We start from the raw sequence: 24,660 nt of genomic DNA, 5'->3' as shown, positions 1-24,660 counted from the left end.
AAAATAGAGTGATCATTAACGGTAGTATCATAACTATAATGATTGCGTTAATATTATTAGAAGGAATAGACAGGTAAGGGGCTAAATATTTAATCCCTAGAGAAATAAGAAAAGAACCAATAATGATTTTTATCAAAAAACTAATTTTTTCATTCATGGTAATCTGTGTCACTCCTATTATTTTTCTTTAATTTGTACTAAATGGTTTAATCGATTCATTCCTGAGGAAATAATGAGATTAAAAATTAAATAAGTTGCCATCACGATTAATAACATTTCAATGGATTTTCCCGTTTGATTAGAAATGGTATTAGAGACAGCATAAATATCATTATATCCAATAGCAACCGCTAAACTAGAATTTTTAGCTAAGTTTAAAAATTCGCTGGTTAAAGGGGGAATCATCACCCGTAATGCTTGGGGAAAAATCACTAAACGCATGGCTAAACCTGTGTTTAATCCTAACGCTTTGGCCGCTTCCCATTGTCCTTTAGAAACCGATTGAATACCCGACCTAACTACCTCAGCAATAAAAGCTGCTGTATAAATGGTTAATCCTGTTAATAAAGTAGCAAATTCAGGGGAAAGATTCAAGCCATTTTGAATCCGTTGTATTTGAGCGTCATAGTTAGGAAATTCCCAATCTAACCCCAAGAAAATAATGAAAATTGATAGAATTAAAATCGTAATTAAACCAAGCTCATAAACCTTGCCAGTTGTTCCTTGTTGAATAATTACTTGAGTTTGTTTACGCCAAAGTAAAAAAGCTATAATTCCTCCTAAAACTAAAGCTAAAACAGCTAATAAAGTTTGTAAATTGCCCAAAGGAAAGGGAATATAGACTCCTTGATTAGACAGAAAAATAGTATTAAAAACAATTAAAGGATTATCAATTTTAGGAAACTTGAGAAAAACAGCAAAATACCAGAAAAATAGCTGTAATAATAAAGGAGTATTGCGTATGATTTCGACATAAATGGTAGCCATTTTCTGCACTAACCAGTTATCGGATAATCTTCCTAGTCCAACAATAACCCCTAAGAAAAACGCTAAAATAATTCCTGTAATCATCACCCTTAATGAGTTTAATAACCCCACTAAAATTGCTCTATAATAGGGATCAGTGGGTTGATAAGGAATCGGACTATCCCCTAAATTAAAACGGGAATTCAAGTCAGGATCAAAAATAAAACCGAAACCAAAAGTTAAGCCTAATTGTCTAAAATTATTAATCAGATTATTAGCAAATATAATTAAAAGTAAGACAATAACACTGATAATTAAAAGTTGTATGATAACCTTAATAATTCGTGAATCACGCCAAAAAGGTATTTTTTCTTCATTTAGATTAGTCATATTTTGTATCTTCGACAAAATTAGCTAGTTTAGAGAGGAAATCGGGAATCGGTAAGGGTTCTCCCCCTCACAAAAGGGGGAGTTAGAGGGGGTGGCAATGGTTTATTAGATAACAGTTTTAACGTTAACAAGTAACAAACAACTTTTTTTAAAATGGTGGGTTAAAACGGATTATTGTAGCTGTGTAATAACCTAAATGGTAGCCGTCTAATTCACCCTATACTAATACATCTTAGACTTTTCAAATATTAGCCTAAAAGCCTGCAATCATGTCATTAATTTATTCTATCTAAAGGGTGGAGAATATAATAAACCCCCTTCAGTCCATAGGTTATTCTGACCGCGATCTAATCCCAAAGGTTCACCAATATTTCGCTCATAAACCTCTCCATAATTACCCACATGCTTAACCACACGAGCAGCAAAATCATTAGGTAATCCCATTCCTTCCCCTAACTTATCATCTAATCCTAAAAAGCGTCTCACATTGGGATCTTCGCTATTTTCAAAGGTTTCTATATTTTCAGAATTAATGCCCAATTCTTCAGCTTGAATTAAAGAAAACGTAATCCATTTAACCGCATCAAACCAAGCAGAATCATTATTTTTTACCGCCGGACCAAGGGGTTCTTTTGATAAGACCACATTTAAGATAGCGTGGTCATTACGATTGGGTAAAATAGAACGACGGGCCACTAATTGAGAGCGATCGGCCGTTACCCCTTCGCAACGTCCCTCTTGATAGGCTGCATAGAGCGCGTCCACGTCTTCAAAAGTCACAGGGTTATAGTCTTCTATGCCTCTTTTTCGCATTTGATCCGCTAAATTTTGCTCTGTGGTGGTTCCAGCTAAGACACAGATAGATTTACCAGCTAATCCTTCTATAGTTGCCACACCACTAGCGGTTGTCACCATAATCCCTTGACCATCATAAAACACCGTTGGGGCGAATTCCATGCCGTTAGTGGTATCTCGGCTAATGGTCCAGGTGGTGTTACGATTGAGAACATCAACTTCCCCTGATTGTACCGCCGGAAAGCGTTCTTGGGCGCTGAGTTTGCGGTATTCTACCTGATCAGGATCATCAAACAAAGCAGCAGCGATCGCCCGACAAATATCTACATCTAACCCTGAATATTGACCATTTTCGTCTACAAAACTAAACCCTGGGACTTCTCCATTAACCCCACAGATCAGGGTTCCCCGTTGTTTGACGGTATCGAGACGACTGGTACTTGCTGTGGTGGGATCTGAGGTGTCACTACCCCCTCCACAAGCGGTTAATGGCATAGTTAATAACAGTGTTATTAAAATTAAATAAGGTTTCTTCAACATAGATATTTCGTCAAAATTGCAAATGAATAAGGACTTTTGTTTAGTTTAGACTACAAACCATTAAATTATCAATTCTTCATTCTTCATTCTTCATTCTTCATTATCCTCCTATCCCTAATCTTCCTGCTAACCCTGGGCTTAAAGGAATCAAGGTTGCTAACATTAAAAACAACGCTAATAAACCCCATCCGGCACGAGTATCATCCGGTTCAGTCAACTCATTAAGACTGGGTCTTTCTAAATCTCTTTGTAGGAATACAATGATCACTGCCCAGTATAAAGGAATGGGATTCGCCGGACTAAAAATGGTAACAATGCCCAAGATAACTAAAGTAATAATAGTGGTTCTTCTGGCAGTTTTTCTCCCATAAATAGCTTGAATAATTCTACCACCATCTAATTGTCCGGCTGGCATTAAATTTAAAGCTGTAATTACTAATCCTAACCAACCCACAACGGTCAAAGGATGAACATCAACAATGGACTTTTGTAACTGTTCTCCGATAATAACTTTGGCTAAACTTCCCACTAAAATTGAGCCTTGAAAAAATTGAGTTGGCACTTGAAATAGACTACCTTCATGGGATAAAGTTAAGCCAACAATTAACAGAATAAACGAAAGAATTCCCCCACAAACAGGACCGGCTAAAGCGACATCAAACAAAGCATTACGACTAGGAATTAAAGATTCAAATCGAGTAATTGCCCCAAAGGAACCAATTTGCCAAGTGGGTAAGAAAAATGGCAGACTCATGTTGATATCATATCGTTTTGCTACAATTCGGTGTCCGATTTCATGGGAAAGCAAGACCCCCCAAAGAGCTAAACTAATGGGTACCGCCTCTTGATAACGGTTCCAATTATTAAATAAATCAAACCCTAATAAAATACTGGCCGCTTCTAATGTGGTGACGACTGTGGCAACAAAAAGCACTAAAGCTAGATTTTTTTGTAATAGGGTAGTCGGTTGAGGATCGTCCGTACTCGGCAGAATAATAACCACGGGTTTTCCTTCCGTTCCTTCCACTAAAAAGAGACGATATTTTTCTCCAAAATTAGCTGTCAGTTTTTCCGATAATTTTTGATAAGCTTCATCCGGTTCTCCTCGTAAATTCCCTCTAAAAATAGCCCCTTCTTGATAAGAAATCGTTTCCGTAGCGAAGAAAGTATCAATGCCAAAAATTCCTTTAATTAGTTGTAAATCTTCATCAGGAATAGGAATGATATCCCCGACATTTTTCGGATCGGTATCCGTCGACGAATTATCATTATTTTGGTCAGTTTTTTTCGCTTCTTCTTCTTGAATTCGTTGGGCTGCTTTTTCTCGCAACATAACATCTTGTCCCTCTGCTCTCAGCCGTTTTCCTAGGTAAATATAGAGGATAGCCGAAGTCACGATTAAAAAAAGAATGCCGACGATATTAAGATAAATGCCTAAAGCAAATAAACCAAAAAATATCAACCAAGGAGCCATCAAACTCACCGATTGTAACCAGGCTAATATGCCTAATTTTCCATAGCCTTTTGCTCGATTATAACCCCAAGCTAATAAGCCTAATGCGACTAGAATAATTACTAAAATGGTTGTGGTTTCGGGTGTATTTAACATAGTTTTATTAACAATAATGTCGACGATGGTAGGGGTTCAATAATATTGAACCCCTACGGATTTTTGCTAGTTTCGAGGGCTGATCGTAGGTTTCCTTGATGATTATCTAGTAATAATTGTCCCGTTTCCGCATCAACCCCTGCCCAGTGCATTAGTAAAGCTAGTTTAACTCGTTTACCACTGCGATCGAGTAACTGATCGGCCTCTTGACGGCTTAATTCTGTTAATTCTTCTAAAATCCGCAAAGCACGGTCATAAAGCTTGGTATTGGTAACCGAGACATCGATCATGCGGTTGCCGTAAACTTTACCCAGTTTGACCATTACCCCCGTCGAGAGGATATTTAAGGCCATTTTCGTCACGGTTCCTGCTTTGAGACGAGTCGAACCGGCTAAGACTTCGGGACCGGTTAAGAGGCGAATATCAATATCAACAATCATCGGAACTTGTTCAGCCGGAACGCAAGCCATGGCGATCGTTGTTGCACCCCGTTGTTTAGCTGCGTTTAAGGCCCCGTGAACATAAGGGGTGGTTCCCCCTGCGCTAATACCCACCACCACATCCTTTTCTGTGATTTTTCGCGAGGCGATCGCATCTGCTCCATCTTGGGGACGATCTTCTAAATTTTCCGAACTCCTGATCAAGGCAGCCGCTCCCCCGGCAATAATGCCCTGTACCATGTCCGGATGGGTGCAGAAGGTGGGGGGACATTCCGCAGCATCTAACACCCCTAAACGCCCACTTGTGCCGGCTCCAACGTAAAATAAACGACCTCCTTTCCCTAACGCTTCGCTAGTGATATCGATGGCTTGGGCGAGTTCACCCCTTGCTTGAGCGATGGCTTTGAGGGTTTGGGCATCTTCAGCGTTAAACAGATCAACTAATTCAACGGTACTGAGTTGATCTAAATTTTGACTATTGGGGTTAATCTGTTCGGTTAATAGATGACCCCGTTGTTGTATATTTTCCATAAGGGTTATAGTAAGCCTTCTAATTTACGACGAATTTGCTCTAATTCTTCTGAGGACATTTCCGAGGAAGTGGGTTCGGTTTCGGTGGGTGTTGGCGGTTCTTCTTCTTCTTCTCCCCAGATGATATCTTCAACGTTTTGTTCTGGGGGAATAGCTAACTCCCCTTCTCCGATCAATTCCCAATCATAGTCCGCTTGACGACAAAATTCTTCAATTTCGTCCGAGTCAAAGGGTTCTACGGTAGGGGTGGGGAAGTCTTGCGCTTCGAGTAGTAAGGCGTAACGGGTGGCATCGTCTTCTGACTCAAACATCAAGATTTTATTGCGATCGCCCATTTGCACGGTATGAATGCCTTCATTTTCGGTGCGGGCGTTAAAGAGTAGGACATAAATTTTACTCATAACTGCGCTTTCTCCTCATTTTGGCGTGACAGCATGGCTGATGAATTCACCGATACATTCAGATCATTGTTACTTAGAATATCTGATTTGCGCTTTTTTCACCAAGATTAAAGGGATGATAGGGTGTGGGGTGTGGGGTGTGGTGGTGAGGAGAATTAAATTTAACAAGGTAGGATAGAGTTAAACGTTAGAAAGTGGTTGAGAATGTCTGCTTCAACTTCTTTTGAACTTTTATCCCTCAAACTCCCTAATACGATCGCTCTTAACGTCACAGAAGAACAGTATTATAGATTATTAATCGAGAGTATAAAAGACATTCTTTTTTTGCTTATCTGTGACTTCTAAGTATTTCTATGAAACTTGGTGAAGAAAGCGAGCAAAGTTTAAGAGTTCTTGCTGTTTGTTTTCCGATAAGTTATTAATAACAGCATTTAATCGTTCTGAAACCGATAACCAAGTTTTGGTTTTTGCTTGCCAAACAACGATAAACTCTTTCTCTGAAAGGGTAGATAAAGCAATGGTTTCTCCCTCTTCATTACTAAATTCAACCTCATATTTTCCATCATCAAAGCACTCGACAATGGTTCCTTGATTGCCAATAACTTGTTGAGCTTCAGGCAAATTGATTAATAGTTCAACGATATCAAAAAGTTCGGGTTTTATCATGATCTTTTCTTCCTTAATAAGACCCTGTAGAGGTCAACGGTCGTTGACCCCTAAACTATTAATGAGAACCCCGATAAATCCGTTGTGCCTGTTCTGGGCTAAACTGTTCATATCCTGGTAAAGAAGCTCCCTTATTGCCATTTTTGCCGTTACTGCTGACCTTTGCTTTAGTCGCTTTCGGAACTTTCAAGGATGCAGTCACCGGAATATGACAGGTGGGATGGAAATTATATTCCGGTTCGCTTTCTCCAATGGAACTTTGAGGGGCAATGAAATCATGGGAAGATCGATCATATTCTAGAACTTCGCCGACTTCAATGCGATAAATCCAACCATGTAAGGTTAATCTTCTTTGATGCAAACGAGAACGAATAACGGGATAGGTTTGTAAGTTTTCCAGTTGGGTTAAGACATTTTCAGCAACGGTAACTTCTAAGAGTTCTTCCCCTTCTAAATTACTATAATTATCGTTAACCAGTCTGCGTGTAGCTTCTGCGTGTTTTAACCAATCATAAACCAAGGGCATTTTTTCTTGTAAACTATTCAATTTTAATAGCCCTTTCATGGCCCCACAATGGGAATGGCCACAAACAATCACTTGTTCAATATCTAAAGCAGAAATAGCGTATTCTATGGCTGCCCCTTCCCCTCCATTGGCTGCCCCAAAAGGTGGAATAATATTGCCTGCATTGCGAATAACAAAAATTTCCCCAACTTCTGCTTGTGTGATTAAATTAGGATCAACACGAGAGTCCGAACAAGTGATAAAAAGAATACGAGGGTGTTGTCCGTGAGATAATTCTTCAAATAGTTCGCGGTGAGAACTAAAATAACCCGTCTGGAATTTTTGTAGTCCTTCAATTAATTTTTTCATGGGGAAAAATAGCTATTTCTACTTAGTTTAAACTTTCATCTGTGCTTGATTATCCCCTAAATTGGTTATTTTGTATAGAGGGTTTTATTTAATTTCTGTAACTAATTCATAAGCTTTTATTACACAAATTCATAACTTTTCAAAGGTGGACATTGCTCCCCCTACTTTATTATTCATTAACAATGAGAATTTGTGAGGTTTTAAATCGATCCATCCACCCTTCTAAATAAGCTCTATTTTCCTTTTGTTCTTCACTATTGGTTGTGTCTAAAGGATGGGGGGCTAACCCTTGAATGGCAGCAGTTGTTACACAAAACATGGACTTTTGAAACGTCTGACAAATTTGTACCAATAAGTCATCTTCTTGGCGAAAAGTTTGACGATAAAGATCATGAAGATAGTCAGGTAAATGATGACTCATATCCTGCATTAATAAGGTGGGTGGAATGCCAGCACCCCCCACAGGCAAGGGATCAGCATACAACGCCCCATAAGTAAAAATGGCTTGTTCTGAAGGTATTTGATAAGATTGAGCATTATAAGAAATGGTACCAGGAAAGGGGGTTCCTCTAAAAAAGATCGCTTCTACATAAGGCACGGCCGTATCCATTAAAAAGGTTAATCCTGCTGCTTTGGGAACGACTTCATAAACTTCTCCTTTTATTTTTACTTGATAAGTAATCGGTTTTGCAGCATCTTTAACTAACCCATCTAATATGTGTTGAACGACATCAGAAATTGATTTAATTTCACCGTTATCGTAGCGATCAGAAAGGTCTAAAAATATATCAGCCATCACTCGCCAAAATTGTCCTAAACCGCTATAATAAGACATCATTCTCATGTGTTCGGGCAAAAATTCTGGGAAGATTTTATGTAGGGTTAACATAAAAAAGTTATTTTTAAATTTAGCTTGAATAACCTTCTCTACATTATCCCTAAATTCAGGGGTATCTAAATAATTATCTAACCCACCACCCCCATGCCAAAGCATTGCTTTCATACAATATTCTGCATATTCAAAATTAGTTCGGTTATGGTTCCAATGACGGAGTAATTTATCAATAGAAAAGTCTCCATTGAAGTATTTAAAGAAGGGAAATAAAATTAAAAATTGATGCTCAGAAATATAAATTAAGTTACGAGAATATTGATCTAAAATAATACCATAACTTTTAAGAATACCCACTACTTCTATGACATTTTGGGGTGAGTCTTTTAATAATGCTTGTCCATTTTCTAAGCGATGAATATAGTCTGCAAGAGGGTGTCGAGAGGGCTGTATTGTTGTATTAACCATGTTTTATTTATCTCTTATTCTTTCGGGATGTTTATTGGTTCTATTATTTCATAATTATTGATTTTAGTAAATATACCGCTACCTATTATGATTAAAACTTTAATAAGATTCCTCCTTTTCTCGGAATGATAATTCTAAATTCTAAATTCTAAATTCTTCATTATTTCGCTTCCATCCAATTTTTACCGGCATTAATTTCTACCACTAAGGGAACAGTTAATTTAACAGCATTTTCCATTGTTTCTTTGATTTTATTTTCTAATTCTTCCCATTCTTTCGGTGGGATTTCAAACACTAATTCATCGTGAACTTGTAGTAATAAATTAGCTTGATAATTGTTTAATATTTCTTGGATTTTAACCATAGCAATTTTAATAATATCAGCACTTGATCCCTGTATGGGTGCATTAGCGGCAGCCCTTAATAACTGAGAATCATTATAGTTTATATTTAATTGATTGAGATTAATTGTTTTTGGCTCATGACCTCGAAAATGATATAAATTATCATTATAAAAGTTAAAATAACGCCGTCTTCCTAAAATTGTGGTCACATATCCATTGGCGATCGCTTCTTTTTTCATACTCTCTAAATACTCAAATACTTTTGCATAGCGTTGACGATATTTATTGATGAATTCTTTTCCTTCTGCTGCAGAGACTCCTGCTTCTCTCGCAAACCGTTGGGACCCCATTCCATAAATAACACCAAAGTTAATGGTTTTACCTAAATTTCTTTCTTGAGATGTAATTTCTTCTTTTTCAAACAATAGTTTTGCTGTGACAGTGTGAACATCTTCAGCATTTTTATAAGCGTTTAATAAAACAGGTTCTTGACTTAAATGGGCTAAAATTCTTAGTTCAATTTGAGAATAATCAGCAGAAACTAATAACCAATCTTGTTGGGGTATAAATGCTTGTCTGATTTGACGGGAAAATTCGGTTCTAATGGGAATATTTTGTAAATTAGGATTAGAAGACGATAGTCTCCCTGTGGCGGTTACAGACTGATTAAAATTGGTGTGTATTCGCTTATCTTTTTTATCAACTAATTCCGGTAACGCATCAATATAAGTGGATTTTAGTTTCGATAAAGTACGGTATTCTAAAATATAATCAATAATCGGATGATCTCCTTTTAATTTTTCTAGGGTAGCATGATCCGTTGAATAACCTGTTTTTGTTTTCCTTGATTTTTTACGATTGAGTTCTAATTTCTCAAACAATATTTCTCCTAATTGTTTCGGTGATCCTAGATTAAAGGTTTCCCCTGCTGCGTCATAAGTTTTTTCTTCTAAACTTGATAACTCTTGTTCAAGTTCCTTAGATAATTTTCCTAAATATTCGGTATTAATTAAAATTCCTATATCTTCCATAATCGATAATACAGCTTCTAGGGGTTGTTCGACTTCTAATAATAGTTTTTCTAAGGTAGGAACCTCCTTCAATTCATTTTTTAATGGTTCAACTAACAAGAAGGTTCCGTAAGCATCCAGGCCACAATATTCGGCAACTTTGTCAATTTCTAAATCAGCGATCGTCTGTTTTTTACTAATGCCTAACTCGTCATAATTTTGGCTAGTAATACCCTCTAAATATTGTTCACATAACTCACTTAATTTATGACTCTTCTCAGGGTGTAAAACATAACTCGCTAACATGGTATCAAAAACCACACCATCTAGGTTAATTCCCTGATGTTTAAAAATAAGACGATCAAATTTAGTATTCTGAAAAACTTTAGGATAGTGATTACTTTCTAAAATAGTCCGTAAACTGTCTAAAACTTGCTCTTTTTTAAGTTGGTTTCCCTGTTTATGTCCAACGGGAATATAAGCAATATCTGTGGGTTTATTTCCCCAACAACAACCTATCCCCACTAACTCAGCTTCTCTAGGGTTTAAATCAGTTGTTTCTGTGTCCCAAGCAACAGGAATATTAGCCTTAGTAAAGGTTGAAAGTTTCTCAACTAACTTATGTAATTGTTCAATTTCTGTAATAATTTGAGGTTGAATTAAAGATTCTTTTTCCTCTTCCTTAACACTGTTAACCGATTTAACTTTTTCTGAGATATCATCAAATATAGACAGTTGATGAGTTTCATTTTTATTAATTTTTTCATGTTCTTCTAACCTAATATTACCGCCAAAGTGTTCTTGTAATTGATTAATCTCTTTAATAAACTTTTTCAGTTCTAACTCTTCTAAAATAGGTTTTACTGCATCAAAATTAAACCCTTTCAGTTCACAACTTTCTATCTGAAACTCCAGAGGGGCATCGGTAACAATTTCTGCTAAATATTGAGAATGTTTAGCCTCTTTTTCTCCTTCTTTTAATTTCTTCTGATTTGCCCCTTTAATGGCTTCAATGTTGTTATAAATTGCTTCTAAGGTTCCATATTCACTTAACAACTTAACCGCCGTTTTTTCACCAATCCCCCTAACGCCAGGAATATTATCGGACTTATCCCCACATAACGCCTTATAATCTATCACTTGTGTCGGTTTAATGCCCATTTTTTCCGTTACTGCATCAACATTAAACTCCGTATAACCTTCTCCTGATGAACTTTTGACTGCATTTCTTTCTAAATATAAAACACTGAGATTATTCTCATCATTAACCAACTGAAATAAATCGCGATCGCCACTAACAATTTTGACCCGATAACCCCCTTGACTGGCCTTTGTTGACACCGTTCCTAATACATCATCCGCCTCATATCCAGGGGCAGTTATAATAGTGATATTTAATGCCTCTAATAACCTTTGTAAGTTGAGAATATCAGGGATAAAATCCTCTGGGGTTTCTTTTCTATCGGCCTTATAATTAACATCCGCTTCATGACGAAACGTCGGTTCTTTACTATCAAAAGCAATGGCTATATATTGGGGATTTTCTAACTTAATGACCTGAATTAAAGAATTAAGAAAACCAAAACAAACACTGGTAGGAATCCCCGTGGATGTTCTTAACGGGCCCTTTCTTGCTTTAGCAAAGGCATAATAGGCCCGAAACGCTAAAGAATGACCATCAATAAGCATTAAAAGCGGTAAATTAGACTGATCAGGCATAAGTCAAATTTTTTACATATATATGTACTATATTATACAGTGAACAGTGACCAGTTATCAGTGTCCAGGGAATTTTGAGGAAGCTTTATCATATCTTTATCAACAATCTGGGAATTTATCGGTTGACACCCTGTAATCTTAAGGAAGAGGGAGGGGTGTGATCACAATCACCTTATTGAGGATATCTCGGTCACTTTACGTATTCTTTCTTAGACCTACAATGAATATAAATCGGTTATTGGCGACAGTATTATGGCTAAAACCTCTCAACAACCCCTTCAACCTAACCCCTTTCGTACCTATCGCGATCCCCAAACAGGTGTGTGGGTAGTCATCCCTGAGACAACCAACCCGTTTCATCCCTCTGGGGGACAAAAAATTTCCTCCCACTCCAAAGACACTCTCTAAACAGGATACAATCAGTGGGAAACCTGATTAACACAAGAGAAAAATGACTCAACCTTTAATTCCTGTCATCCTTGCTGGTGGTAAAGGGGAACGTTTTTGGCCACTGTCCCGTCGTCAACGTCCGAAACAATTTTTATCCTTAGATGGTAGTGGAGAAAGTTTATTACAAGCAACGGCCCAGCGTCTCTTACCCTTAGCAGACAACTGGAATAATCTTTGGGTCATTACCGCAGGTCCCATTGCCGAGGGAGTCAGAGAACAATTACCGAGTTTACCTAATCATAATCTCTTAGTGGAACCCCAGGGAAAAGACACGGCCCCGGCAGTTGCTTGGACAACCCTAGAAATCGCCAAACGCTACGGCAATGATGCGGTTATTGGCTTTTTTCCGGCAGATCATTGGATTAAAAACACTGATGAATTTGAAAAGACACTCAACGCGGCTTCTCAACTCGCTTCAAGAGAAAAAGCGATCGTGACTTTAGGAATTAAACCCACTTATCCGTCTACTGGTTACGGTTATATTGAACAGGGAGAATTAAGGGATCATTTTGATAATTTGCCGGTCTATAAAGTCAATCGTTTCACGGAAAAACCTGATCTTGAAACCGCTAAATCCTTCCTAGAAACCGGTCGATTTAGTTGGAATAGTGGAATGTTCATTTTTCGCGCCGGTGTGGTCTTAGAAGAATTAGAAAAACACGCCCCCCAAGTGTTAAAACCCCTACAAGAAAAAGGTGAAGCCGCCTATGAAGAATTAGAAAAAACAAGCATTGATTACGCTTTAATGGAAAAGACCCAATTAACTTATGTGTTACCTGCCAATTTTGGTTGGGATGATTTAGGAGATTGGAATTCTTTAGAACGTTTAATTGATAGTGATAGGGATAACGTTGAATTAGGAAATCATGTGACGTTAGATACCAAAGGGGCGATTATTTATAGCAGTGATGATCAAGAGGTGATCGCTACCATTGGCTTAGAAGATGTGGTCATTGTTCGAGATAAAAATGTGACCCTAGTGGTGAATAAAAATCGTACTCAAGACATTAAAAAGCTTCTCAAAGAATTACAAAAAGATTCTCAATTGGATCAGTTACTATAATCCTATATGGTCAGTACGTAAGTAAGCATAATTAAATGGATGAAACTGGTAGGGTGGGCAATGTCTAAAATAGTTTTTGATTTAGATTTGTCAGCTTTTTCTGAGTATTGCCCACCTCAGGTTTCTTAATAACTAGGGTCAGTTAGATGATCTAAAATAATGGGTAGGGGCTGAATAATATTCAGCCCCTACAAAATTTGTTGATAATACATTAACATTTTCTGGATAAACCCTTTATAATAATTAAAATAGTTATAAAAATTTCTTTTAATTAAGTCAAGAGAATTGTTGTATGTTTTCCTTAACTCAAACCAGTGCGCGTCAAAGAGAAATTATTGAAGTTGTCCTCGGTAATGGTTGGGACTATATGCGGGGTTTATTAACAGTAGGAAAAGCCGAAAATCCCCAAGTTCCACCCCCAGAAGTTTTACGCAATATTTTAGTAGAATTAGGTCCTTTTTATGTTAAATTAGGACAAATTTTAAGCACTCGCCCCGACATTTTACCCCCTAATTATATTAAAGCATTAACCGCCCTACAAGCCAATGTACCTCCTGTGTCTTGGGAAGCCATTGAAAGACTACTACGGCAAGAATTACAACAACCGATAGAATCAGTTTTTAGTCATATTAATCAAGACCCCATTGCTGCTGGTTCCATTGGACAAATTCACCGCGCCACCTTAACAACCGGCGAAGAAGTTGCCATTAAAGTTCAACGGCCAGGCATTGATAAAATTGTTGAACAAGATATTAATTTAATTAAGGGAATTGCTGAGTTAGTTGCCTTAACAGAATTTGGACAAAACTACGATATTGTGAAACTGGCCGATGAATTTTCCCAAGCCATTCAAGCAGAATTAAAGTTCACAAAAGAAGCGAATTATACCGATAAAATTAGACAAAATTTATCAGAAAGTCGCTGGTTTGATCCTAAAGAATTAGTGGTACCTAAAGTCTATTGGAACTTAACCACCGATAAAATTTTAGTCTTAGAATGGTTATATGGTAAACCCATTTTACAAGCGGATTTAACCATTCCTGAAAGTCGAAAATCTATTGAGAAAAAGAAACAAGAAATTACGACGTTATTATTTAGAGCATTTTTTCAACAATTGTACTTAGATGGCTTTTTCCATGCTGATCCTCACCCCGGCAATATTTTCTATTTAGATGATGGGAGAATTGCCATTATTGACTGTGGAATGGTGGGAAAACTTGACCCCAGAACCCAACAAATTTTAACAGAATTATTATTGGCAATTTTCGATTTAGATGCCCAGGGATGTACTCAATTAACCATCGAATTATCAGAGTCAGGAAAAGTCGAAAGTTTAGAAAAATTACGCAATGATTATGAGCAAATTTTACGCAAATATTATGATTTAAGTTTATCTCAATTTAACTTTAGTGAAGTGGTTTATGAAATTCTCCAAATTGCTCGTAAAAATAAGTTAAAAGTTCCCGGAAATTTAGGACTTTATGCGAAATGTTTAGCCAATTTAGAAGGGGCAGCTAGACAATTTAATCCTAATATTAATTTATTCGATGAAATTAAACCCTTAATGACCGATTTATTCCGCCGTCAACTCATTGGAGACACCCCCTTACAAACCAGTTTAAGAACAGTTTTAGACCTCAAATCCATTTATCTGAAAACCCCTAGGCAAATTGATATCTTACTCGATAGATTATCCTCAGAAACCCTACAATGGAATTTTAGATTAAAGGAATTAGAACCCTTAAGGCGCAGTGTTGATGCTTCGGCCAACCGTCTTTCTTTTAGTATTGTACTGGGTTCATTAATAATGGGGGCTGCTATTATTTCTATTGGATCGTCTACGCAAGAATTATCCTTAATTAGTAGTGTGTTGTTTGCGGCCGCTAGTTTGTTGGGGGTTTGGTTGATTATTAGTATTTTGCGATCGGGACGATTGAGATAATAATGATTGTAATAGTTATGTGGGCAATGCCCACCCTACAAATCTTGGGATCTAGAAAATGATGCAATCAAAAAAGCGATCACTGATTCCCAAAAATTGAAAATGCGATCGCTTAAAAATGAGAGCAAATGAGGAGACATAAGTTAATAAAAACCCTTATTTTAGGCTTTGCGTTTACTAGAAAATGCGCCTAAAACACCCACGGTTAACAGTCCTAAAATCGTTGCAGGTTCAGGGGTTGTCGGGGTATCGCTAGGGATAACATCAGCATTTATGATCAAGTTGTCAAATCCAGTGGAGCGTTTTATTGTAACACCATTAGTTTGTGCTGTACTCACGGGATCTAAAAGAAAACTAAAAAATTCTCTTGACCTTGAGGATTGATTGGGTTTGAATATAGGATATTAGCTACAAATAGATGTTTACAGTTAACCAAAATCCTTTATGATTACCAGCTAGTAGCCTCTAAAATTGCTCAATTATAAATCTGTTTACTTTATCTTAATTTTAATTATCAGGATATGCGCATCCTTATTTACTCGTATAATTATCATCCCGAACCCATTGGTATTGCCCCTTTAATGACAGAGTTAGCCGAAGGGTTAGTTAAGAAAGGGCATAAAGTGCGAGTGGTGACAGCTATGCCTTGGTATCCTAATAGTGAAATTTCCCGAGATTATAAAGGTAAACTATATTTAACTGAAAATCGTAATGGGGTGAGAATTCAACGGAGTTTTGTCTGGATTTCTCGGAAGAGAAATTTCACAAATCGGGCTTTATTCGAGATTAGTTTTGTTATTTTAAGTTTTTTCCAGGTTTTAAATGGTTCTCGTCCTGATGTTATTTTTCTGACCATTCCTGGCCTCCCTGTCTGTGTTCCGGCAGCCATTCTCAGTTGGTTATATCGAACCCCCATTGTCTTAAATTTACAAGACATTTTACCGGATGCGGCGGTTCATGTGGGACTGATTCGCAACCCCAAAATGATTAAATTGTTTACATGGTTAGAAAATTTTGCTTACTCTACAGCTAAAAAAATTACTGTTATTAGTGATGGGTTTACAGAAAATCTGTTAGAAAAAAAAGTTCCTAAAGAAAAAATTATAGAAATTCCCAATTGGGTAGATGTCAACTTTATCAAACCCCTTGAACAAGAAAAAAATGCCTTTCGCCAAGAAAATAATTTAGAAGGTAAATTTGTCGTTCTTTATTCGGGGAATATTGCTCTGACTCAACCTTTAGAAATTTTAATTGATGCAGCAGTCAAATTAAATCATATTAATGATTTAGCGGTTGTTATTGTAGGAAAAGAAGAAGCTCTCGAAAGATTACAGAGATATTGTGAGCGTAAACAAGCCACCAATGTCATTTTGAAGCCCTTTCAACCTAGACATAAATTACCTGAAATGTTAGCAGCCGCTAATGTGGGTATGGTTATGCAAAAACATAACGTAATTTCTTTTAATATGCCTTCTAAAATTCAAGTATTATTAGCCAGTGGAAGAGCAATTATTGCTTCGGTTCCTGCCAATGGAACCGCAGCCAGGGCCATTGAAAAAAGCGGTGGCGGTTTAGTGGTTCCCCCAGAAGATGCTGACGCTTTAGCCTCAGCTATAGAAGATTTATATAACAATCCTCAATTAGTTAAATCCTTAGGAGAACAAGGTCGAGAGTATGCTAAAAAGGTATATGATTTTGAGCCTATTTTAGAGAGATACGAAGAACTGTTATTGTCAATGAAAAAGCCAAGCCAGAAATTTAATAAGCTATGGTAAAACGGATTTATTGATTCTCTTGAGTTGCTTTTTCGACACTTTTTTTAGGAAACTGACGACGACGACTATACCAAGTCCCTCCTCCCACTAAAATTCCTGTTAAGGCTAAGGATAATAATAAGGGCATCATATCCCCTTGAGAAAGGGATTGAAACCCGGCCCCCATCATGACAAAAGGTAAAATACCAGGTAAGGTTCCTACCGTAGTTCCGACAAAATAATCCCGAAATCGAATAGAAGTCAATCCAGCAGCAAAGTTGACAATACCATAGGGAATGATCGGCATTAAACGGATGGCTATCATGTAGAATAGGCCACCATGATACATTTCTGCATTAATGGCTTCCCATTTTCCTGCTAGTTTACGACTCATATATTCCCTACCGATGGTACGAGTAAATAGAAAGGCCATAACCGCAGCTAAAAGGGCCGCAATCGTCGTCCAAAGCGTTCCCCACCAAATACCAAATAACACCCCACCAGTTAAATTTAAAGGGGTAGAAGGCAAGATAAATAGGGTGGCAATGGTATAGAGAATCATATAGAGAATGGGGGCCCAAATACCCATTTCTCCTAACCAAACTTGTAATTTTTCTGGGTCGAGTTCCCGTAACAGAATAATACCAATAATCGTTACAGCAACGCAAAAGACGAGTAAGAGGAGTATTCCTGATTTTTGTCTGGACACTGAACTAAGTTCCCTAGCGATACTTTTAAGTCCCTAGGGTATCATAAGATGTTTAAATTGGTTTAATTAAGTCTTCAAGGAGAATTTTACTCCCAATTAAAATTAAGGTTAACCCGCCAATAATTTCAATTTTTTTGTTAAAAATACTGCCAAATTTATGACCGATAAATACGCCAATAAAGGATAAGGAAAATGTAATTAAACCGATAAGGGTACAGGGCAGCCAAATGGAGGTTTTTAATAAGGATAAGCCTAAACCGGCAGCTAAAGCATCAATACTGGTGGCAACAGCTAAGGCTAATAAGGTATAAGTATCTAAAGGATTAGCCTTCGGGTCATCATCCATATCCTGATAGGCTTCATAAATCATTTTGCTACCAATGCCGAATAATAAAATAAAGGCAATCCAATGATCAATATTACTGATTAATTCCCGAAAAGATAAACCAGTTAACCAACCGATTAAAGGCATGATAGCTTGAAATATACCGAAAAATAAAGCGATTTTTAAAGCTTTATTAAATTTGATTCTTTGAATGACAAACCCACTACTTAAAGAGACTGCAAAGGCATCAGCCGCTAATCCTAAACCTAAAAAAGTTATGTTGACTAATTCCATTATTTGATCATTATAAGCCGACAAACCTCTATACTATAACTGATTTTGGTTCTTTAAGCTGTCATATTCATTTCATTTTTAAATCATAAATTTTTCATGTTTATTCAATCCTATCTTATTTTAATTCTCTGCATCTTCTATGGCTTCAATGACATCGTTTTCTAAGGCGATAATTGCTTTTAAAGAAGCTTCTGCTTTTCCTTCTTTTTTGGTTTGTCCTAGGGCTTCTGTTTCGATTAAAATTTCATCTAACCATTGAACTTGACAACAACAATGCCATTGTGTATTGACTTGATTGTACATATAAGCTGGTTTTTTGAGTTTTAATCGTTGCAACGTCGTATGTAAATAAGCAATAGGATTATTAATGGCTTCAGAGGGAAGATTTGATAAGTCTAAGGGTTCTTCTGTTACCATCGAAGGGTTAGCTATTACTGTTTCTTCTATGGGTTGATCATCTAATTCCCTTTCATCGATGTGGGTAGGATTATCTAAGGTTTCTTCTAATTTTCCTTGTAACCAATAGCGGTTAGATTGATGTTTAGCAGTTTGTTTATTACTAGCTATAGAAGGTTTACTCGTCGTTTTTCCTTCAAATACAGTCCAAAAAGCAAATTGTCCTGAGGCTGTTGTTTTTTCTATATAATCGACGGTGGTTTGACCAATAGTAGAAGCAATTTGTAAAATTTGTGTGGCTAACGCTGGTTGTTCTTCTAAATAGTTTAACAACTCATCTTTAATTAAGGTTCGATTATCGGGGTTTTGATAGTCGCCAAACACTAAGTAATATAAATCAGAGGGTTTTAGAGTACGATTTTCTAACCTTTTTTTAGCTTCGGGGACTAATTTATCGATTTTGGCCACTTTCAAACTATCTTTAAGAATTTGGGAAAATTCTTTATCCGATAGGCCAGGAATTGTATCTTTTTTATTCAAAACATTGACCGTTTTAACCAAACGCTGTTCTCTAAAATGTTCGTCCCGTTTTTCTTTAACTTCTTGCCTTTTTTCGTTAATATGTTGAGCGATCGCTGTTAATTCTTCTACTGGATAAGGAGACTGTTTCTCTTCAATAAAAACCGCTTTGAGAATGCGATGATTAACGTAATCAGCCACACGACGAATCGGGGAGGTAAAATGGGTATAAGCAGGAAGGCAAAGGGCAAAATGGCCAATCACCGCCGGGGAATAGGTAGCTGGATTTAACCAACTTTGTAACTTCTGACGAACTAATTCGGGCATTCCCAGAGTGGTTAAGGTTTCAATGAGCAGTTTACTTTCAGGGGCAATGGCAGAGGCCGTATGATTACGATACAAAATGGGCAGTTGATGTTCTTCAGCTAAACGGGCAACGGCCGTATTCGCTAAAACCATAAATTCTTGAATAATCTGTTGAGAATGATATAAAGGGGGTTCGATTAATTTTCCTTCTTCGTCTAGGGTGACACCGGCAATGGTACTTTGTCCGAAAGCCCCTCGATTTTGCCGTTTCCAGGCGAGTTTCTGGGCCCAAAGTTCACAGTAGCGTAACACTTGAAATAAGGGCTGTGAGGGGTCATTTAAGGTCCGATCCGCCGTTTCGTAGGAAAATCGTTTGAGGCTGGTTAAATGGGTCGATAAAAGTTCGGTTTCTTTAATATTGGCTGACTCATCTAAGGTTATCCGAATGGTAATGGTCCATCGAGGTTGATTTTCTAAGAGGGAGAGTTTATCTTCGGATAACTCACGGGGAAACATGGGTTTATTGTGTGAGGCGAGGTAACGAGTTTCTACTCGTAATAAGGCTTGTTTTTCTAGTTGGGACTCGATGGGAATTAATGCGGTAACATCGGCAATATGAACAGAAATCACCACCCCTGCTGGATTAGGTTCGATCCATAAGGCATCATCGAGATCCTTAGAGGTTTCACTATCAATGGTAAACCCTAAAACGGAGTCCCTCTCACCCATGGTTAAGGGTTCTTCAAGAAGGTTATCGATTTCACTGCGGAGAATAGGAAAAGAGATCATAACGAGTTCGGAGTTCGCTAGTTGGGAGTTAATGAGGCCCAAAAACGATTTCCTGGGCATATTTTTTCACTGACGTTAAACCGGATAAAGGCAATGAAGTGATTGGGCTGTTTTCTCTGCCACTTTCATCTATACAGGGGGAACTGAAGGTAAATCCGTCCCTTGTTCTACTGTATCCATATTACTAGGAACTATCTCCCCTGTGGTTAAGAAACGATAGGTTTCTTGATATAAACTTTGCCAAAAAGAGTTTGTCATGCCTTGACTCACTTCTGTGGGACTCACCATGGGATGGGGAACTAAATCCCCTTGATCATACAGGAATGAACGATGTCCTTGGCTTTCTCCTCCTATGTCTTGAAAGAAGGCTTGACTGGTGGGTAAGTGTGCTGCATCTTCGTTTTCTGTTAGCACTAAAAATGTCGAAATCTGTTTGAGTTGAGCAATGGTTTCCTCGGCTAACAGAAAATCTCCAAAACGATTGGTAGCACTGATACAACCGAGGGGAAATTGTAAGTTAGGGTCCCAACCGGTTTCTTGTATATCTAAGGTTCCAATTAGACTAATTTGCCATTCTTGGCCTTGGTCTTCAACAGGGTTGAGTAAGGGGGCATAAGCCACAACTTTTTTCACTCTTTCCGGTTGATCTGCCCCTAAAGCAAGGGCAACACTTCCCCCAACCGATAAGCCGACGGTGTAAACATCTCCTGGCATCGCAGCAATGTCTTCTAATCGTTGTCGGGCATCGTTTAAATAGTCCATATGGGAGGAAATAAAGTATTTCTCAAAGTCGGGATCTGAGTGGGATGATAAGGCTTCAATTATGTCCCGTAAAACAAAGGGGTTTAATTTCAGAACCCGTCGAAAAATAGCTAGTTTTTGAAGGGAGGATAAGGGTTGAGATTGTCCCTCAAGATTAGATAAAAATCGAGAGAGTAGAGGATCTTGGTTGACTGCTTCTAATAAAGGTTTTTTATACTCTGGTTTAAGATCAATTTGCGGCCAATTTTTATGAGGATTCACCAAAGCATGACCGGCTAAGGTTGCTTGATAAACGTTAAATCCGTTACGATATAAGTAGTCGGATAATCGCCACATCTGATCCGGTTTGCTACTAAAACCATGAAACATAATGACGGTTCCATAAATGGGCTTTTCGGGTTCATGAAATTGATAGTAAGGATAAGCTCCGTCTCTACGTTCGGGATTTTCATCAATTGAAGTAATATAAGCATCAATTTTTTGCTGACACTGGTTGACTTGTTGAAGGGTGGGAATTACGTTAGGAGTAGCCATCATTAATTGTAACTCTCTATTTCTATAGGGTGAAACCCATCATTAAATTGAGTTTAATTTGATCAGTTTACTGTTTTTTTTCTAAAATAATTATAAGGCTGGGTAGTAGAGAATAGGTAATATGAAATCTCTTTGAATACTATAGCAGGGGAGGAGGGGTTTGTAGTCATGATTTCAATGATGAGTAATTAAGCAGATTTCATATCAGTTCGGAGTTGGCAGTAGGGAATTATTTTTATTAGGTAAGCTTTCTCAGGTTACAACCCTGTTGCTACTGCTCTATCTTTAAACTTTCTTTAGTTAAAATTATCCCCCCCTAGGGGAAGGTATCTTATACTGGTAAGTAAGGAGTTGTTACCAAATATCCTCTCTACCCTAAACCGAGACCACTGGATTCAGTGTCAAGGGGAGGAGATAAAGTCATCTCATGGCTGATAGTGGGTCAACTCACTCCTTAGAATGACAATTTAATTGAGGTAACTGATAAATGGTTGCAACACCAGACAAACAAAAACAACAGATTGAAACCGTAGAAAGAGCGAATAAAAGCGATCGCGTGGCGGTTTTATTAATGGGTTACGGCGAAGTTGAAAGTTATGAAGATTTTGCCAATTATAATGAACAAGCTTTAAATTTATTGACCGCTAAATTTGCGCCAGTTCCCACTTGGATTTATCCCCCTTTAGCTAAGTTATTAGCCATTTTCGATCTCCACGAATGGCAACATCAACACGATCATTTTATTTCCCCTCATAATCATATTTTTGAGCATCAACGGGCTTCGATTGAAAAGAATTTACAAGAGAAATGGGGCGATCGCGTTCAAGTTTTTAAAGCATTTAACTTCTGTAAACCCTTTTTACCTGAACAAGTTTTAACGGAAATTAAAGCCCAAGGATTTGATCAAATTTTAATTTATCCTTTATTAGTGGTTGACTCGATTTTTACCAGTGGAATTGCTGTCGAACAGGTTAATAATGCCTTAGCTTCTTTAACAGAAGGGGATGAACATTGGTTAAAAGGATTACGTTATATTCCCTCATTTTATAACGAACCGGCTTATTTAGATTTAATGGCGAAGTTAGTCGACGACAAAATCAAGAAAGATTTAGGGGATAAATACCTACCTTCTCAAATTGGGATCGTTTTATTAAATCATGGTTGCCCCCATGAAGCGAAAGGATTCACATCAGGAATTGATGAAAGTCAGATATTATATGAATTAGTGAGAGAGCGATTAATTCATCGTTATCCATTGATTTCTGTGGGTTGGTTAAACCATCAAACGCCTTTGATTAAATGGACGCAACCCAATGCAGAATTAGCGGCTAAAAATCTGATGGAATTAGGGGCCAAAGCCATTATCTTTATGCCCATTGGTTTTGCCACAGAAAATCATGAAACGCTCTTAGATGTAGAACATATTATTCATGGTTTACATAAGAAATCTTCCGATGTAACTTATGTGCAGATGCCTTGTGTTAATGATGAACCTGAATTTTGTGAAATGGCTGCACAATGGGCCGATGCTCACATTGCAGACTTATTATCCGCCGAAGCATTAACGGTTAATCCTTCTTTAGTCGGGGGGAATTTAGACGTTAATCATCATCATCATGATCATGGAAATGGTCATCATCATCATCATTAATTGATGTTACCAATAGGAGTAAATTACAATAGTTTACTCCTATTAATAGGATTTCTAATTTAACTTAAAATAAAAAACAAGTTTATAATATAAGAATAAATATTGTTAAGAAATTAACTAAATATGACAAAGTATATCGCCTCTCGCTATATTACCTCTCAGCCTGATATATTATCAGGAGAACCCATTGTTAAAGGAACCAGAACCCCTGTACGTTCTATTGTGAACTTGTGGCGGAGGGGAATGAGAGTCGATGAAATCCCTCAGCACTTACCCCATTTAACACTAGCTCAGGTGTTTGATGCCCTAAGTTTCTATCAAGATAATCAAGTAGAAATTAACAAATATATCGAACAAAATCGCATACCAGAAGAACTCATTCATCCCGCCGTTAAAGCTAGACTGAAAAATTTATGACTATTTTTGCTAAAGTCTATCTGGATGAAAATGTAGATATTTTAGTAGCCGAATTATTACTAGCGCGGGGGTTTGAGGCAACAACCACCCGTAAACAGAGAATGTTAGGAAAGTCTGACGAAGCACAACTGGCTTATACTGCTTCTTTTAAATATTGCCTTTTAACTTATAATAGAGTTGATTTTGAAAAACTACATTTAGCTTATATTTCCCAGAAAAAAACACATTCAGGTATTATTATTTGTCCCGAAAAAAGTGCTTATGAAGTCGTTGAAAGAGTGGTTATTATTTTAGATACCTTGACAGCCGATGAGATCGCCAATCAATTATTATATGTTTAGTGCAATTAAAGCAGTTTGCGACTTTATAAGGTACAAAAGGTTATTACTTCAGAGATATTAGTCGAAGAAGATTGTATTATTTTTGTTCCTGTCGCACATCGTCGTGAATTTTACCGTTATTTTCCCTAATCTGAATAAACACTAATGTCTTTAGACACAACTGGGATTAAGGGTTTATGATAAAAAGAAGTGAGGTTACTGTGTTTACGGCACAAGATTAACCCCACAAAACTTAACTCAACTTTTAACAGTTATCTGTGTCGGACAGATGCAGATGGCTGTTATTTTTGTTTTTTGCGCTTCGCAGCAACACCGAGACTACCAACAGCAAGCAGTCCAAGAATGGTTCCAGGTTCGGGAGCTTTTTTCACCCCATCAACCGTAAAATCTAAGTTGCCCACTCCTGTTCCGTCTATCTGTACTCGCAAGTCATCAACGGTTAAATCTTCAGTCAACCAATCAAGCTTCAAAGCCTGTAAAAATTCAGGCCCAGCCCCACCGGTATTGGCTAAGTCAATCCCCTCAGCGAGAACCAGATCGAAAGTACCATCATTATCGGTATCAGTCAGCAGTTGAAGATCACCACCATCTAGATCCGCAGAATACAGAGTCCACCAACCATCGTACACGCTTAAGTCTGTCTCAGGTCCTGCATAATCAACCCATGCTATATTCTGAGAATTTCCAGCACCTGAGAGCATCTCGAAAGCTCCACAAGCCTGACAGAGTCTAGCTTCTCCTGGATCTCCGACGATATTTTCTACTCCTAGTTCAATGCGATCCCAGTCAGCAGGCCAAATATCACTATTTATTTCACTTTTGG

22 protein-coding genes are annotated in these 24,660 nt (G+C 37.6%); 7 read left to right on the top strand and 15 right to left on the bottom strand.

The window, feature by feature from the left end:
• Positions 1–177 precede the first annotated feature (177 nt).
• The 9 genes from C4E06_RS08670 to polA all read right to left on the bottom strand — a co-directional run bounded on the left by C4E06_RS08670 (position 178) and on the right by polA (position 11,585).
• Complete coding sequence (locus C4E06_RS08670) at positions 178–1,356, bottom strand: amino acid ABC transporter permease (protein ID WP_107667709.1); 1,179 nt, start codon at positions 1,354–1,356, stop codon at positions 178–180.
• Between the two features lie 285 nt (positions 1,357–1,641).
• A complete protein-coding gene (locus C4E06_RS08665; RefSeq protein WP_107667708.1) occupies positions 1,642–2,691 on the bottom strand; it encodes an amino acid ABC transporter substrate-binding protein in 1,050 nt (349 codons plus the stop codon).
• 100 nt (positions 2,692–2,791) lie between these two features.
• A complete protein-coding gene (locus C4E06_RS08660; protein WP_107667707.1) occupies positions 2,792–4,300 on the bottom strand; it encodes a site-2 protease family protein in 1,509 nt (502 codons plus the stop codon).
• A gap of 53 nt (positions 4,301–4,353) precedes the next feature.
• A complete protein-coding gene (murQ, locus tag C4E06_RS08655) occupies positions 4,354–5,271 on the bottom strand; it encodes an N-acetylmuramic acid 6-phosphate etherase (protein WP_107667706.1) in 918 nt (305 codons plus the stop codon).
• 5 nt (positions 5,272–5,276) lie between these two features.
• Positions 5,277–5,672 carry a DUF3110 domain-containing protein gene (locus tag C4E06_RS08650; protein ID WP_107667705.1) on the bottom strand — a complete coding sequence of 132 codons (396 nt, stop codon included), beginning with the start codon at positions 5,670–5,672 and terminating at the stop codon, positions 5,277–5,279.
• Positions 5,673–6,023: 351 nt separating this feature from the next.
• The gene (locus tag C4E06_RS08645; protein ID WP_107667704.1) at positions 6,024–6,338 is read right to left on the bottom strand and encodes a DUF4926 domain-containing protein; all 315 of its coding nucleotides are present in this window, start codon (positions 6,336–6,338) and stop codon (positions 6,024–6,026) included.
• 58 nt (positions 6,339–6,396) lie between these two features.
• Positions 6,397–7,212 carry a carbonic anhydrase gene (locus C4E06_RS08640; protein WP_107667703.1) on the bottom strand — a complete coding sequence of 272 codons (816 nt, stop codon included), beginning with the start codon at positions 7,210–7,212 and terminating at the stop codon, positions 6,397–6,399.
• 169 nt (positions 7,213–7,381) lie between these two features.
• Entirely contained in the window at positions 7,382–8,512 is a 1,131-nt protein-coding gene (locus C4E06_RS08635) for a CO2 hydration protein (RefSeq protein WP_107667702.1), read from the bottom strand.
• Positions 8,513–8,672: 160 nt separating this feature from the next.
• Positions 8,673–11,585 (bottom strand): DNA polymerase I, encoded by a 2,913-nt coding sequence (gene polA / locus C4E06_RS08630; RefSeq protein WP_107667701.1) that lies wholly within the window; start codon positions 11,583–11,585, stop codon positions 8,673–8,675.
• 252 nt (positions 11,586–11,837) lie between these two features.
• On the opposite strand from polA, the gene C4E06_RS27735 reads away from it, so the two are divergent.
• From C4E06_RS27735 to C4E06_RS08620, 3 genes are all read left to right on the top strand, one after another.
• Positions 11,838–11,993, top strand: coding sequence for a hypothetical protein (locus C4E06_RS27735; RefSeq protein WP_198648437.1), 156 nt, complete (start codon positions 11,838–11,840; stop codon positions 11,991–11,993).
• Between the two features lie 43 nt (positions 11,994–12,036).
• Positions 12,037–13,098 carry a mannose-1-phosphate guanylyltransferase gene (locus C4E06_RS08625; RefSeq protein WP_107667700.1) on the top strand — a complete coding sequence of 354 codons (1,062 nt, stop codon included), beginning with the start codon at positions 12,037–12,039 and terminating at the stop codon, positions 13,096–13,098.
• 292 nt (positions 13,099–13,390) lie between these two features.
• The gene (locus tag C4E06_RS08620) at positions 13,391–15,040 is read left to right on the top strand and encodes an AarF/ABC1/UbiB kinase family protein (protein WP_107667699.1); all 1,650 of its coding nucleotides are present in this window, start codon (positions 13,391–13,393) and stop codon (positions 15,038–15,040) included.
• A 161-nt stretch (positions 15,041–15,201) separates the two neighbouring features.
• Here C4E06_RS08620 and C4E06_RS08615 read toward each other — a convergent pair whose 3' ends face one another.
• Positions 15,202–15,378 carry a PEP-CTERM sorting domain-containing protein gene (locus C4E06_RS08615; RefSeq protein WP_157951129.1) on the bottom strand — a complete coding sequence of 59 codons (177 nt, stop codon included), beginning with the start codon at positions 15,376–15,378 and terminating at the stop codon, positions 15,202–15,204.
• 183 nt (positions 15,379–15,561) lie between these two features.
• Between C4E06_RS08615 and C4E06_RS08610 the strand changes: the two genes are divergently transcribed.
• On the top strand, positions 15,562–16,815 hold the full coding sequence (locus C4E06_RS08610; protein ID WP_107667697.1) for a glycosyltransferase family 4 protein: 1,254 nt from the start codon (positions 15,562–15,564) through the stop codon (positions 16,813–16,815).
• A 7-nt stretch (positions 16,816–16,822) separates the two neighbouring features.
• On the opposite strand, the gene C4E06_RS08605 is transcribed toward C4E06_RS08610, so the two are convergent.
• The 4 genes from C4E06_RS08605 to C4E06_RS08590 all read right to left on the bottom strand — a co-directional run bounded on the left by C4E06_RS08605 (position 16,823) and on the right by C4E06_RS08590 (position 21,431).
• Positions 16,823–17,503 carry a TVP38/TMEM64 family protein gene (locus C4E06_RS08605; protein ID WP_107667696.1) on the bottom strand — a complete coding sequence of 227 codons (681 nt, stop codon included), beginning with the start codon at positions 17,501–17,503 and terminating at the stop codon, positions 16,823–16,825.
• Between the two features lie 52 nt (positions 17,504–17,555).
• Positions 17,556–18,122, bottom strand: a complete 567-nt coding sequence (locus tag C4E06_RS08600) for a manganese efflux pump MntP family protein (protein WP_107667695.1) — start codon at positions 18,120–18,122, stop codon at positions 17,556–17,558.
• A gap of 120 nt (positions 18,123–18,242) precedes the next feature.
• On the bottom strand, positions 18,243–20,132 hold the full coding sequence (locus tag C4E06_RS08595) for a ribonuclease catalytic domain-containing protein (RefSeq protein ID WP_107667715.1): 1,890 nt from the start codon (positions 20,130–20,132) through the stop codon (positions 18,243–18,245).
• A gap of 129 nt (positions 20,133–20,261) precedes the next feature.
• Positions 20,262–21,431, bottom strand: coding sequence for an alpha/beta hydrolase (locus tag C4E06_RS08590; RefSeq protein ID WP_232826196.1), 1,170 nt, complete (start codon positions 21,429–21,431; stop codon positions 20,262–20,264).
• Between the two features lie 484 nt (positions 21,432–21,915).
• Between C4E06_RS08590 and C4E06_RS08585 the strand changes: the two genes are divergently transcribed.
• The 3 genes from C4E06_RS08585 to C4E06_RS08575 all read left to right on the top strand — a co-directional run bounded on the left by C4E06_RS08585 (position 21,916) and on the right by C4E06_RS08575 (position 23,837).
• Positions 21,916–23,079, top strand: a complete 1,164-nt coding sequence (locus tag C4E06_RS08585) for a ferrochelatase (RefSeq protein WP_107667694.1) — start codon at positions 21,916–21,918, stop codon at positions 23,077–23,079.
• Positions 23,080–23,202: 123 nt separating this feature from the next.
• A complete protein-coding gene (locus tag C4E06_RS08580) occupies positions 23,203–23,496 on the top strand; it encodes a DUF433 domain-containing protein (RefSeq protein ID WP_107667693.1) in 294 nt (97 codons plus the stop codon).
• A complete protein-coding gene (locus C4E06_RS08575; RefSeq protein WP_107667692.1) occupies positions 23,493–23,837 on the top strand; it encodes a DUF5615 family PIN-like protein in 345 nt (114 codons plus the stop codon). Before C4E06_RS08580 ends, C4E06_RS08575 begins: the two co-directional genes overlap by 4 nt.
• A 281-nt stretch (positions 23,838–24,118) precedes the next feature.
• Here C4E06_RS08575 and C4E06_RS08565 read toward each other — a convergent pair.
• Positions 24,119–24,660, bottom strand: a 542-nt coding sequence (locus C4E06_RS08565; RefSeq protein ID WP_198648436.1) for a PEP-CTERM sorting domain-containing protein, incomplete at its 5' end; no start/stop codon positions are given.

The sequence above is a fragment of the Cyanothece sp. BG0011 genome, from assembly GCF_003013815.1.
In the GTDB taxonomy this organism is placed as follows: Bacteria; Cyanobacteriota; Cyanobacteriia; order Cyanobacteriales; family Microcystaceae; genus Crocosphaera.
This window is presented reverse-complemented; position numbering and strand designations above follow the sequence as displayed.